The following is a 13,844-nucleotide window of genomic DNA, read 5'->3' as shown; positions in this document are numbered from 1 at the left end:
GGGTTAGAGTGTGCAAAAAGAAGAATTTATGGATGAATTACTCGCTTTTATGAAAGAAGAAGCGTATAAACCGTTAACCGTTCAAGAGCTGGAAGTCATGATGGAGATTACCAATCCTGATGATTATAAAGAGCTCGTCAAAGCACTTGTGACGCTGGAGGATCAAGGACTCATCGTTCGCACGCGCAGCGACCGTTACGGTGTACCAGAAAAAATGAATTTGGTAAAAGGAAAGCTGTCTGCTCATGCAAAAGGATTTGCATTTGTAACGCCTGAAGAGTTTGGACAGGATGATATTTTCATTCCGCCAAATGAGTTAGGCACAGCGATGAATGGAGATACCGTCATGGTTCGTGTCAGCCACAAATCAAATGGCACGAAAAAAGAAGGAACTGTTATCCGCATTCTCGAGCGTAATACTCAGACGGTTGTCGGTACCTACACAGAAACGAAAAGCTTTGGCTTTGTCATTCCTGATGATAAAAAAATCACAAACGATATCTTCATTCCGAAATCCGCTAAAAACGGTGCGGTCGAAGGTCATAAAGTCGTTGTGACGCTGACAAGCTACCCTGAAGGAAGAATGAGTGCAGAAGGTGAAGTGACTGAAATCCTCGGTCATAAAAATGACCCTGGCATTGATATTTTGTCGATCATTCATAAACACGGTCTGCCAGGTGAGTTCCCAGAAGAAGCACTTCAGCAGGCAGCAGACACACCTGAAACGATTGATGAAAAAGACCTTGAAGGCAGACGCGACTTGCGCAATGAAACGATTGTGACGATTGACGGTGCAGATGCGAAGGACTTAGATGATGCTGTAACTGTGCAAAAGCTGGATGATGGCAAATATAAGCTTGGCGTGCACATTGCAGACGTTTCTCATTATGTCACAGAGAATTCGCCGATTGATCAGGAAGCTTATGAACGTGGAACGAGTGTGTATCTCGTCGACCGCGTCATCCCAATGATTCCGCATCGTTTGTCAAACGGTATTTGTTCATTAAATCCAAAGGTCGATCGTCTCACACTGTCTTGTGAAATGGTCATTGATCGAAACGGAAAAGTCGTCAAACACGAGATTTTCCAAAGTGTGATCAAAACGACGGAGAGAATGACCTATTCTGATGTGAATAAAATTTTAGTCGACCAAGACGAAGAGCTTTTAAACAAATATGAGCCGCTAGTGCCGATGTTTCAAGAGATGGAGAAGCTTGCAGAGATTCTTCGTGACAAACGAATGGAGCGCGGAGCTGTAGACTTTGATTTCAAGGAAGCAAAAGTACTTGTAGATGATGAAGGCGCAGCGAAAGACGTTGTCATTCGTGAGCGTTCCGTTGCAGAGAAATTAATTGAAGAATTCATGCTTGTTGCAAACGAAACGGTTGCAGAGCATTTCCACTGGATGAATGTTCCGTTCATTTACCGAATTCACGAAGAACCAAACCCTGAGAAGCTTCAGCGCTTTTTAGAGTTCGTAACGACGTTTGGTTACATTGTGAAAGGGACGTCAACGAACATTCACCCGCGCGCACTTCAAAGTGTCCTCGATGCTGTCAGGGATCAACCGGAAGAAGTTGTCATTCAAACTGTGATGCTTCGTTCTATGAAACAGGCGAAGTATGATCCAGAAAGCATTGGCCATTTTGGATTATCAACGGAATTCTATACACACTTCACATCACCGATTCGCCGTTATCCGGATTTAATCGTGCATAGACTGATTAGAACCTATTTGATTCAGAAAAAGACAGATGAAGCGACCCTAGAAAAGTGGGGCCAGCTGCTTCCTGAAATCGCAGATCATGCGTCCACGATGGAGCGCCGCTCAGTCGATGCAGAGCGTGAAACAGATGATCTGAAAAAGGCAGAATTTATGCTTGATAAAATCGGTGAAGAGTTTGATGGCATGATTAGTTCCGTGACGAACTTTGGACTATTCGTTGAACTGCCGAATACGATAGAAGGTCTTGTCCATGTCAGCTACATGACAGACGACTATTATCGCTTTGATGAACAGCACTTTGCCATGATCGGTGAACGTACAGGGAACGTCTACCGTATCGGTGACGAAATCACTGTCAAAGTTGTTAATGTTAATAAAGATGAGCACTCAATTGATTTTGAAATCGTCGGGATGAAGGGCACTCGCCGTAAATCACCAAAAGATTTCAAGTTCAAAAAACGGACAGATCCACCAGCGAAAAAAGGCCGTGGAGGTCAAAAAGCCTCTGGGGAAAAAGGCAAAGAGGATAAAAGCGGAAGTGACTGGTTCACAAACCGTAAAAAGAAGAAAAAGAAAAAACGCGTATTTGAAAACGCACCGAAACAAAAACGCAAAAAGAAAAAGTAACGTGCCAAAAAGCAAATAGGGCATCCCGCTCTATTTGCTTTTTGACCACATGGCATCAGCATTGTCGAAAGCTGGATTGTTTGATAAAATAATCCGTACGATTTGGACCGTGTTTGTGTCAAAAGGAGGGTGTACGCCAATGCCAAAGGGAGAGGGAAAAGTTGTTTCCCAAAACAAAAAAGCAAATCATGATTACTTTATAGAAGAAACATACGAAGCCGGCCTAGTATTACAAGGAACTGAAATCAAATCGATTCGTGCTGGAAAAGTGAATTTAAAAGATTCCTTTGCCAAAATCGAGCGAGGAGAAGTGTTTCTTCATAACATGCACGTGAGCCCATACGAACAGGGGAACCGTTATAACCATGATCCGCTGAGAACGAGAAAACTGCTGCTTCATCGCAAGCAAATCAGCAAATTGATTGGTGCGACAAAGGAAGAAGGCTACTCACTTGTGCCTCTGAAACTTTATTTGAAAAATGGCTTTGCCAAAGTGCTGATCGGAATCGGAAAAGGGAAGAAGAAATACGATAAACGTGAAGATCTGAAGAAAAAAGATGCAAAACGTGAAATCGAACGTGCCTTCCGCGATCGTCAAAAGCAATTCTAGCCTAATGCAGATGGCTTGCTGAGAGCGGAAGCATTATGCTACAATATGTTATGCAGTAAACAACCATCGCTGTTTTTACAGAAACCACCAGTTGTTTCGAGCGATGAGATTGTTATAATAGTTATATACGGAAGCAGTTAAGCTGAACGTTTCCATCCCGTATATCCCTTTTACAAGGGGACGTTACGGATTCGACAGGGATGGTTCGAGCTTAGGCTGCGAGCCGAGAGGCGATCTCGTTAACACGCACTTAAATGTAACTGGCAAAACTAAAAGTTTTAACCAAAACTTAGCACTAGCTGCCTAATAAGCGCAGCGAGCTCTTCCTGACATCGCCTATGTGTCTGTGAGGAGCCCAATGAAGTAGGCTACGCTTACGTTTCCGTCTGAGGACGTAAGAAGAGATTCATCAGACTAGCTCTCCAAGCGCCCGTCAGCAGGCATGAGGATGAGTGAACACGTAAATATGTTGACTACGCTCGTAGACGCTTAAGTAATCGATGTCTCTGGACGTGGGTTCGACTCCCACCGTCTCCATCAAAACTTTTAGAATGCAGTCGCATCAAGGGTTTGAAAGCCCTTGATGCGGGTCTGGCAACATGAATAATTAAAAATGACGCTTGTTATAGCGTCATTTTTTTATTTTTTATAAGATTATATTAGCAAAAGTAAGAATGCAAAATGTATTCTTGTTATTTTTATTTCAAGTCGGTAAGAAATGTGGTTTTTTTATGTTAAGTATGATAAATTGTTGTATCATAGAAGTGAAAAGGTAAGGCATTATTAAATCAACAAATTATTCTATTGAGTCGTCTTTATAGACGAATCTTTTTTTTGAATAAAAACATGTTTTTGTTATAATATTTATTGTTTTTGAATTTAACTTAAGTGATGGAGAAATTGAAACATCACTATATTTTTATACAAAATTCGGAAGAGGGATCTTATGTTATTTACTATTGTTATTCCTTATAAGGATACCAATAAAAAGTATACTGATAACTGCATCAAAAGTTTAGATGATCAAATTTTTAAAGATTTCGAAGTGCTTTTTATTCATCAAGATAGTCAACATTTAGAAGAAATATTAGAGTCTTATTCCTTTAACTATAGAACCATCAATATGGGACTTCATACTAATCCAGGCATTAGTAGAAATAAAGGCATATTAGAAGCCCAAGGAGAATACATCTTGTTTTTAGATGCAGATGATTTCTTACATCCTAATGCACTTATATATGCGAAGCAAATTATTGATCAAGAACAAGTGAATGTATTCAAACTAAAAGTTAAAAAGACAATCGTAGATAGAAAAACAACATTAAAAGAAAAGAAGCAGGCCTTGTATCAGCATGATACTTTAGATAATTTAAGCCATGTTTTGAAAAAATTAAATGTTAATGCGGATGAAAACAAAGTCATGCAAATGCTTTTTGAGGAGAATGTGGTTTCGGCACATTATCATGAAATTGCAAAAGAAAAATTCTTTAAAAAGATATCCTACCAATTTAAATCACACGGATTCGTTGTGCAAAAAAAATATTTGCTGAACAAACAAATACAGTTTGATGAAAGCGCACCATTGTATAGTGATATTCCTTTCTTAATGAAAATTTACCAAGATGCTTTCTCTATTTTGGAGACTTCAATTTGCTTATACTATAAGCTGATTCATAATGATCCTATCAATTATGCATCACTTTCTCAAGAAGATCATGATCATCGATTCGAAGAATTGTTTCGAACATTAAGCAAGTCAATTGAACAATGTGATGATTTGGCTTTGGTTAAGCAAGTAAAGGTTGAAGCAATTAGTCAATATTTGTATAAAGTTGTAAAAAGCCCAATATTTAAAGTAGGAACTGAACGATTAACGCCTATTTATCAGTACTTTCAAACCATTTTGAATGCAGAGTCAAATCCATTCAAATTGAAGAGAAGACATACAAAAGAGATTGATGCTATTAAGAATGGGAATTACAATAAGGCATATCGTCTAAGTAAAAAACGCGTTCTTTATTATACTCTATATCAGAGTATAAAACCGAAAAAGAAGAGAGCGAGACAAAGAACAGTTCAACAAATGTTTTTTTCTAGATTACCTATCAAACACCACACAATTGTTTATGAAAGCTTTTTAGGAAGAAACTACTCGGATAGTCCAAAAGCGATTTTTAAATATTTGCTGAAAAATGAACCAAACAAATGGAAGCATGTTTGGATTCTTAATGATAAAGAAATGGTATCAAATGAAGAAGAATTTCGGCATAAGAACGTCAAAGTGATTAAGCGATTTAGCTGGAAATATTTTTATTATGTCACCGTCGCCAAATACTTTGTTTTAAACATGAGACAGCCAAAGTGGCTTTATAAAAAAGATGAACAAATTATTTTATCCACTTGGCATGGAACACCACTGAAGAAATTAGTATTTGATATGGAAAATGTAGTATCTGCTAATCCCGATTATAAAAAGGAATTTTACTTGCAGTCACGTAAATGGGATTACTTAATTGCAGCAAACCGATATTCCGAAAAAATCTTTGAAAGTGCATTTATGTATCCGAAAGAAAAAATATTAACTTATGGATATCCAAGAAATGATATTTTGAAAAACTTTACTGATGAGGATAAAGTCAAAATTAAATCGAAACTTGGTATACCTGCTGATAAAAAAGTTATTTTATATGCACCAACATGGAGAGATGATGAATTTCATAAAGCAGGTCAGTATAAATTTAATCTTACCTTAGATTTAAATTTACTAAAAGAAAAGTTAGGCGAAGAATATGTCATTATATTACGGATGCACTATTTTATTTCAGATAATATTGATTTAACTGGATTTGAAGGATTTGCCTTTGATTATTCCAAATATAACGATATAAATGATTTATATATTTCAAGCGACATCCTAATCACTGATTACTCGTCTGTATTCTTTGATTTTGCAAACTTAAGGCAGCCAATTCTTTTCTTTACGTATGATATTGATAAATACAAAGATGTGCTGAGAGGTTTTTATATAGATGTTGAAAAAGATCTACCAGGTCCATTATTGTATACGTCTGAAGAAGTTCTAAATAGCATACAAAACATCGAAAGCGTAAAAGATGCTTACAAGGAAAAATATGATGTATTCCATGAAAGATTCTGTTCATTAGAAGATGGTAGGGCAAGTGAGCGGGTTGTGAAGAAAGTATTTACGAGTAAATAAATTTAAATCAGATGATTACCTCTACTTGGTATAGAAACAAGTAGAGGTTTTTTATGGAGTGAAGTTAAATACTCCTTTGAGAAGACTGCACCAACCGAACAAACAAAGGAGAAACGACAACCACCGCAATCATCATCAAAAATCCATCCGGCACAAGTTCCACAAACGTTGTCTGAATCACATAAACCGCAATCAGCAGTAAATAACTGATCAAAAATAACAATCCAGAACTTCTCTTTTCAAACGGTTTTTCTAAAAGAATCAACATAAACAGCCCCGTCATAATCATCCAAAAAGTCATATTCCTTTCGAGTCTCCTCTCCATTGATCTCCACATTGTACAGATATTTCTCCAGACGCAACATACTTCTCCCTCAAATTAAGCAAAAAGTAGTGAAAATATAAGGGATCACAAACAGATAACGCCTGAAATTTTACAAAAAACCTCCAACCAATTCAAAATCACATCTTCCCATTTGTGACTTCCTCATATATAGTAAGATTAGACTAGTTCTAAATAACTGAAATTGGGGCGTTTACATGGATTCGATTGTTTTACATTTTATTGTGATCATGAGTGTTTCTGGCATTCTGTCCGTGATATTATCAATCATTGCTCATGCGAACCGCCACCGGTATATTGGCTGTCAATTGTTTATGTACATGTCTGGAGCAACTGCGATTTATATCTTTGGGCATACGTTTGAATTATTGGCTCGTACCCCTGAAGAAATCATGTTCTGGGTTTGTTTTCAATACATAGGTCTTCCGTTTATCGCACCGCTCAGTCTGCTGATTGTGCTGCAATTTACGGGGTTCCATCAATATTTCACAAAGCGCCGCGTGCTTCTCATCTTATTGATTCCAACTCTCACAACCATTATGGTGTTCACCAACTCTTTACATTCACTCTTTTATCGAAGCATCACGATGAATCCAGTAGATGGGTTTTTATTGGCTGATTTTACGATTGGCTATTGGTATATCATTCATGGCGTTTATACGTTTGGCTGTTCGATGCTTGCTATTTTTATGCTGCTTTGGTTTTTACGTGTCACAAAAAAAGAATATTTAAAGCAGATTCTGATACTGTTAGTGGGAATGTCCTTACCAATTTTGACTTCTTTTATTTATTTATTAGGCGTTACACCCCTGCATATTGATCCTGTTCCTGTGGTGATGTTTATTACCAACGCACTCTATTTATGGGCAATTATGTCGTTCCAGCTGTTTAAGCTGTCTCCCATTGCAATGGAGCGTGTGTTTGAGCATATGTCTGAAGGGGTTTTGATTTTAGATCGATATCGAACACTCATTGATTACAATCCCGCTGCTGCATCGATCATTCCAGCACTTGCGAATAAAAAGGGAATTGGCTATAAGATCGACGATATTATCTCAGCAATCATCAAAGATTCAGCGTTCATTCAATGGCTGCGCTCTCCGCAGGATCATTCGCAATATGATTTAATGTGGAAAAAAGAAAAAGACCAGTCCTATTATTATCATCTGACCGCTTCCTCTCTATTTAATAGAAGAGGAGAGATTGAGGGCAGGCAAATAGTGATCAGTGATGTTACAGAGCAGCGTTTGCTGCAGGAAGAGCTGGAGCGTCGTGCGTATATCGATGGTTTGACGAATATTTTCAATCGATCTTCTTTCATCGAACGAACGCAGTTGATCCTTGAAGAGGATGCGCAGGATACCGCTGTTATGCTGTTTGATATTGATTTCTTTAAACAAATCAATGACACACACGGACATCATATCGGGGATGAAGCGCTGCGTCATGTTGTCTCTATTTGTCAGGAGCATTTACAAATGGATGATTTATTTGGACGATATGGGGGAGAAGAGTTTGCCATTTGTCTGCCTCATCAGTCATTTAAAGAGGCATGTCATATCGCGGAACAAATAAGACATTCGTTTGAAGCAAGTTTCTTTACGAATGATAAGGAAAAAGTGCGAGTGACAGCGAGCTTTGGAATTGCTCACACAGCCAATGATCCTTGTGTATTAGAGACACTTCTATTTGAAGCGGACCAGGCCTTGTATATGTCAAAACGCCAAGGACGGAACCGGATTTATGCATCCACTGGTAAGGGCCATGTGCTGTATCAAGAGCAGGATCTTCCGCATTGACTGTTGTCCTGACATTCGATATGATAAACATAACATTTGAACGGTTTCCTAAAGGGGAGTAGCTTTTACGGTTTTGGTCGTCACTACAGAAACATTCGTTGTTTCTCGGCCATTCCGGCATGAACAATGTTAGCCAGACCTTTGCCTATCACACATGAGGCAAAGGTCTGGCTATTTTTAAGGTCTTTTTGCATCTGTGTGATAGGGAAGCGGAACAAATGATGCTTTTAATCCTACAGATGAAAGGATGATCGATCTTGAAAAAATACGTGATGGCTTGTCTATTTTCCGGAACGCTTGTATTAAGCGGTTGCTCCGGCTTGCTTGATCAGGTCAACGATACAACGACATATGTCACTGAGGCAAATGACTATGTGACGGACATTCAGCAATTTACAGAGGAATTTCCAAAGCTCGCTGAAGAAGCTGTGCAAAACGCCGCCAAAAAGGCAGAATTAACGCAGCAGCTAGAATCGTTGAAGGCAGACATTCAAGATTTTAATGAAGTCACAGCGCCAAAAATGGCAGAAGACCTTCATGCACAAATCATTGAAAAAAATAAAGTGCTGTCAGAGGAGATCCAAACATATATACAGCAATTGAAAGCAGGCGATATCGATGTTGCCGCCATACTGGAGGATCAGCAGGGATTGATGAAACAGCTTCAGCAATCCGTCAATCTTTTGCAGGATATCGAACAATTAACAAATTAGGACAAACACAGCTTTATATGCGGTGCTCAGCATATCTTTGCCTTTTTCGGTGGAGATATGCTTTAATTTAGGTAAAGACAAGTCATAATGAAAAAAAGGTGATCACATGACAGAACATGAAGAAAGACATATGGCTTCGCCTAGAGCCGAAAAGGAAAAGGACCAATTGATCAATCGCTTGAAACGAGTGGAAGGACAAGTTCGCGGGATCCAGCAAATGATTGAAAACGATCGTTACTGTATAGATGTTGTGAATCAAATCTCTGCAGTCAATGCGGCTTTGAAAAAAGTCAGTCTTCATTTGATGGAAAAGCATACACATCATTGTGTTGCAGATGCTATCAAGAGCGGCAATGGGGATGAAGCCATTGAAGAGTTAATGACGGTCTTTACGAAACTGACAAAATCGTAGCATTTATGTTTACATCGATACCCTACTAGGGTATAGTAAATTGTAGAAAATGATTGATGGAGGCGATGAGAAGTGGAACAAGCAACACTTCAAGTGCAGGGCATGTCTTGCGGACATTGCGTGAAAGCAGTCGAAGGAAATGTAGGAGAATTAGCAGGTGTGGAATCTGTGAAAGTCCATTTAGACAAAGGACAGGTGGAGGTTTCATTTCATCCGGATCAAGTCACGTTACACCGTATTTCTGATGTGATTGAAGAACAGGGATATGATGTCGTATAAATAAGTATACGTGCTGCAGTACAGCACGTATTTTTTTCAAAAAATAATACCCCCATGGAGTATGTGGAGAGGTGAGATCAATGAAAAAGGAAATTGACTTTCAAATTACGGGGATGACCTGTGCTGCTTGTGCAGGCCGTATCGAAAAGGGATTGAACAGGCTGGAAGGTGTGGAGGATGCCAGTGTGAATTTGGCGCTTGACACTTCCCATATTGTCTATGAAACAGAGAAACTAACACCAGATGATTTAAAGCGAAAAGTTCAATCGCTTGGCTATGATGTGGTGATGGAGCAAGCAGAATTTGATATAGAGGGAATGACGTGTGCGGCTTGTGCAAACCGAATCGAGAAAAAAATTAACCGAATGGACGGTGTCGATCACGGGTCTGTAAATTTTGCGCTTGAGACACTTCAGGTCACATATCATCCGGGCCAAACGTCTACAAATGACATAAAAGATGCGGTGCAGTCTATTGGGTATTCTTTAATTGAACCAGCTGCAGATCAAGCAGAGGAAGGAAAGAAAGATCACCGCCAAGCAGCAATAGAGAAGCAAACGGCACGCTTTTTATTCTCGATGATTTTGTCACTGCCGCTTCTTTGGGCAATGGTCAGCCATTTTTCTTTTACGTCCTTTATTTGGCTGCCTGAAGCGTTTATGAATCCATGGGTACAGCTGGCGTTAGCAGCGCCTGTGCAGTTCATTGTCGGCTGGCCCTTTTATGTAGGGGCGTATAAGGCTTTAAGAAATAAAAGTGCCAATATGGATGTTCTTGTCGCTCTTGGGACATCTGCCGCGTTTTTCTATAGTTTATATGAAAGCATTCAGTCAGCGGTTCAAGGCACACATGAGGCAGCCCTCTATTATGAAACAAGTGCTGTCCTCATTACGTTGATCGTGCTCGGAAAATTAATGGAAGCAAGAGCAAAAGGAAGATCATCAGAAGCGATTCAAAAGCTCATGGGCTTACAAGCGAAAGAAGCGGTTATCGAGCGAGATGGCAAACAGATGACTGTGCCTATTTCTGACGTGAAAGTGAATGACCTTGTGTTTGTCAAACCCGGGGAAAAAGTACCGGTAGATGGGGAGATCATGGAGGGGACATCCGCAATAGATGAGTCCATGATTACAGGAGAAAGTCTGCCTGTTGATAAAACAGCAGGAGATATGGTCATCGGGGCAACGATCAATAAAAATGGATTCATCAAAATAAAAGCGACTAAAGTCGGGAAAGAGACCGCTCTTTCACAGATTATCCGAGTTGTAGAACAAGCGCAGGGCTCAAAAGCACCAATTCAAAGAATGGCAGATCAAATATCAGGAATATTTGTTCCCATTGTTGTAGGAATTGCTGTGCTCACATTCCTCATATGGTTTTTCTTTGTTGACCCAGGAAATGTGACGTCAGCACTTGAAACCTTTATAGCCGTCATTGTCATTGCATGTCCGTGTGCGCTCGGCCTTGCGACACCAACCTCTATTATGGCTGGCAGCGGCCGTGCGGCTGAATCAGGCATTCTGTTTAAAGGCGGAGAGCATTTAGAAGTGACTCAATCACTCGACACGGTCGTGTTAGATAAAACAGGGACTGTAACAAAAGGAGAGCCTAGTCTGACAGATGTACTGGCATATGCCAACTGGACAGAAGATACGCTGCTTCAGCTAGCAGGATCGGCAGAACAGCAGTCGGAACACCCGCTTGCCCGGGCGATCACAGACGGTATGAAAGAACAAGGTCTTGAAGCAGTCGAAATTGAAGCCTTCCAAGCAGATCCAGGTCATGGAATTGAAGCAAAGGCAGCAGGACACAAGCTTTTGATTGGAACGCGTAAGCTATTACAGAAACATCATATCCAATATGAGCAAATAGAAGCATCTGTCACAACGCTGGAGGAGCAAGGAAAAACGGCTATGCTTGTTGCGATTGACGGCGAAGTCGCCGGCATTGTCGCGGTCGCAGATACAATCAAAGTATCCTCTCCTCAAGCCATCGCTCGTCTGAAAGAGCAGGGGATTCACGTTGTGATGATGACAGGTGATAATAAACTAACAGCAGAGGCGATTGCGAAACAGGCAGGCATTGATCATGTCATTGCTGAAGTGCTTCCTGCAGAAAAAGCGGCTCACATTACGGCACTTAAGGAACAAGGAAAAAAAGTCGCCATGGTCGGAGACGGTATCAATGATGCCCCAGCTCTTGCAACAGCGAATATTGGGATGGCTGTGGGAACAGGGACAGACGTTGCCATGGAAGCAGCAGATATTACGCTCATGACGGGAGATCTCCATGCCGTTGCAGATGCGCTGGAATTTAGTAAAAAAACAATGAGAAACATTAAACAAAACCTATTTTGGGCGCTTGCCTATAACTGTATTGGGATACCGATCGCTGCATTTGGTTTCCTTGCACCATGGCTTGCAGGAGCAGCAATGGCCTTTAGCTCCGTGTCCGTTGTGCTGAATGCACTCAGATTGCAGCGATTGAAGCCAGTCAGAGAGGGAGTGGCAGAATGAAGATGAATGTCAAATGGGTTTGGACCGTTAGTGCATTGCTCTATGTTGCTCTTGTGCTCATTGGATATACGATTTATGATGAATTTTTTTCAAATCAACTTACACCAAGTGAACAGATGCAAAATCATTAAGACTTCGCCAAAAGCGAAGTCTTTTTTTAACAATATTGTGGAAAAACCCACCTTTTTAAAGATTTTTCATAAAAAATTCACTTCTTTTTGTTCTTTTTTGTCGTTTTTTGTAGGTTCGTCGTTAAGATGCGATTAAGCAACAAAGAAAGCGTTATCAATAAAAGGGGGTTCACGTATGAAAAAGTTAGGGTTAGCTTCTCAAATACTCATTGCACTTGTTCTGGGTGTTGTCGTGGGAGCGCTGTTTTATCAAAATGAAACCGTTATTAATGTGTTAACGCCGATTGGCGATATATTCATCCATTTAATTAAAATGATCGTTCTTCCAATTGTTATTGCTGCATTGATTGTAGCAGTTGCAGGTGTTGGAGATATGAAAACGATCGGAAGACTCGGCGGAAAAACCATTCTGTACTTCGAGATTGTGACAACGATTGCATTAGCAGTTGGACTGCTTGCAGCAAACTTGTTCCATCCTGGTACAGGAATTGATATGAGCAACATGGAGAAAGGCGATATCTCTAAATATGAAGAGACATCTAAGGCTTCTTCTGAAAAAGCGACTTTCTCAGAAACGTTGGTGCATCTTGTACCGACAAACGTTTTCCAATCCATTGCAGAAGGTGATCTATTACCAACCATCTTCTTTACAGTCTTATTCGGATTAGGAATTGCCGCAGTTGGAGACAAAGGAAAACCAGTATTAGGATTCTTTGAGGGTATACTCGAAGCCATGTTCTGGGTAACCAATAAAGTGATGAAGTTTGCACCATTTGGTGTATTCGCGCTCATCAGTGTGACGGTGATCAAATTCGGGGTCGGAGCGCTTCTCCCGCTAGGCAAACTGGTACTTGTCGTTTACGGTACAATGGCATTCTTCGTCATTGTTGTACTTGGCATTATTGCGAAAATGGCTGGAACAAGCGTCTTTACACTATTTAAAGTATTAAAAGAAGAAATCATTCTTGCATTCTCAACAGCAAGTTCAGAAGCTGTACTGCCTAGATTAATGGACAAAATGGAGAAGTTCGGCTGCCCGAAAGCGATCACGTCGTTCGTTATTCCAACAGGCTACACCTTTAACTTAGATGGAAGTGCCATCTATCAATCCATTGCTGCGATATTTGTTGCACAAATGTACGGCATGCCGCTTTCCATCTATGAGCAAATTACGTTACTATTAATTTTAATGCTGACATCTAAAGGAATGGCTGGTGTACCAGGTGCATCGATCGTTGTTGTCATCACAACTCTTGGTGCCATGGGACTGCCGCTTGAAGGACTTGCCTTCATCGTTGGGATCGACCGACTTCTTGACATGGTTCGTACAACAGTGAACGTATTTGGTAACTCACTTGCAGCCATTGTCATGTCTAAGTGGGAAAAAGTATTTGATCAAGAGAAATCGAAGAAGTATATTGAGGAATTAAAACAACAAACAAAAGCAGCGTAAAAAAGGAGATCTTTTCAA

General features: G+C 40.1%; 11 protein-coding genes and 1 other RNA gene. 11 read left to right on the top strand and 1 reads right to left on the bottom strand.

Going from position 1 to position 13,844, the window contains the following annotated elements:
• Window positions 1-10 precede the first annotated feature (10 nt).
• From rnr to AAYR28_RS15490, 4 genes are all read left to right on the top strand, one after another.
• Window positions 11-2,353, top strand: a complete 2,343-nt coding sequence (rnr, locus tag AAYR28_RS15505; RefSeq protein ID WP_041115651.1) for a ribonuclease R — start codon at window positions 11-13, stop codon at window positions 2,351-2,353.
• Window positions 2,354-2,492: 139 nt separating this feature from the next.
• Complete coding sequence (gene smpB / locus AAYR28_RS15500; RefSeq protein ID WP_012011279.1) at window positions 2,493-2,963, top strand: SsrA-binding protein SmpB; 471 nt, start codon at window positions 2,493-2,495, stop codon at window positions 2,961-2,963.
• Window positions 2,964-3,139: 176 nt separating this feature from the next.
• Window positions 3,140-3,503: a transfer-messenger RNA gene (gene ssrA, locus AAYR28_RS15495) on the top strand.
• A gap of 406 nt (window positions 3,504-3,909) precedes the next feature.
• On the top strand, window positions 3,910-6,180 hold the full coding sequence (locus AAYR28_RS15490; RefSeq protein ID WP_120207691.1) for a CDP-glycerol:glycerophosphate glycerophosphotransferase: 2,271 nt from the start codon (window positions 3,910-3,912) through the stop codon (window positions 6,178-6,180).
• Between the two features lie 64 nt (window positions 6,181-6,244).
• Here AAYR28_RS15490 and AAYR28_RS15485 read toward each other — a convergent pair whose 3' ends face one another.
• On the bottom strand, window positions 6,245-6,481 hold the full coding sequence (locus AAYR28_RS15485; protein ID WP_120207689.1) for a hypothetical protein: 237 nt from the start codon (window positions 6,479-6,481) through the stop codon (window positions 6,245-6,247).
• Between the two features lie 239 nt (window positions 6,482-6,720).
• On the opposite strand from AAYR28_RS15485, the gene AAYR28_RS15480 reads away from it, so the two are divergent.
• The 7 genes from AAYR28_RS15480 to AAYR28_RS15450 all read left to right on the top strand — a co-directional run bounded on the left by AAYR28_RS15480 (window position 6,721) and on the right by AAYR28_RS15450 (window position 13,826).
• Window positions 6,721-8,322, top strand: coding sequence for a histidine kinase N-terminal 7TM domain-containing diguanylate cyclase (locus tag AAYR28_RS15480; protein ID WP_120207686.1), 1,602 nt, complete (start codon window positions 6,721-6,723; stop codon window positions 8,320-8,322).
• Between the two features lie 257 nt (window positions 8,323-8,579).
• On the top strand, window positions 8,580-9,035 hold the full coding sequence (locus tag AAYR28_RS15475) for a DUF6376 family protein (protein WP_034280921.1): 456 nt from the start codon (window positions 8,580-8,582) through the stop codon (window positions 9,033-9,035).
• Window positions 9,036-9,141: 106 nt separating this feature from the next.
• Window positions 9,142-9,447, top strand: coding sequence for a metal-sensing transcriptional repressor (locus AAYR28_RS15470; RefSeq protein WP_012011272.1), 306 nt, complete (start codon window positions 9,142-9,144; stop codon window positions 9,445-9,447).
• Window positions 9,448-9,519: 72 nt separating this feature from the next.
• On the top strand, window positions 9,520-9,726 hold the full coding sequence (copZ, locus tag AAYR28_RS15465; RefSeq protein ID WP_024423475.1) for a copper chaperone CopZ: 207 nt from the start codon (window positions 9,520-9,522) through the stop codon (window positions 9,724-9,726).
• Window positions 9,727-9,806: 80 nt separating this feature from the next.
• Window positions 9,807-12,242, top strand: a complete 2,436-nt coding sequence (locus AAYR28_RS15460) for a heavy metal translocating P-type ATPase (protein ID WP_034280920.1) — start codon at window positions 9,807-9,809, stop codon at window positions 12,240-12,242.
• Window positions 12,239-12,373, top strand: a complete 135-nt coding sequence (locus AAYR28_RS15455) for a hypothetical protein (RefSeq protein ID WP_255290992.1) — start codon at window positions 12,239-12,241, stop codon at window positions 12,371-12,373. Before AAYR28_RS15460 ends, AAYR28_RS15455 begins: the two co-directional genes overlap by 4 nt.
• Before the next feature lie 175 nt (window positions 12,374-12,548).
• Window positions 12,549-13,826 (top strand): cation:dicarboxylate symporter family transporter, encoded by a 1,278-nt coding sequence (locus tag AAYR28_RS15450; RefSeq protein WP_024426051.1) that lies wholly within the window; start codon window positions 12,549-12,551, stop codon window positions 13,824-13,826.
• Window positions 13,827-13,844: the final 18 nt, after the last annotated feature.

It is taken from the genome of Bacillus safensis (genome assembly GCF_039619585.1).
Taxonomy (GTDB): domain Bacteria; phylum Bacillota; class Bacilli; order Bacillales; family Bacillaceae; genus Bacillus; species Bacillus safensis.
This window is presented reverse-complemented; position numbering and strand designations above follow the sequence as displayed.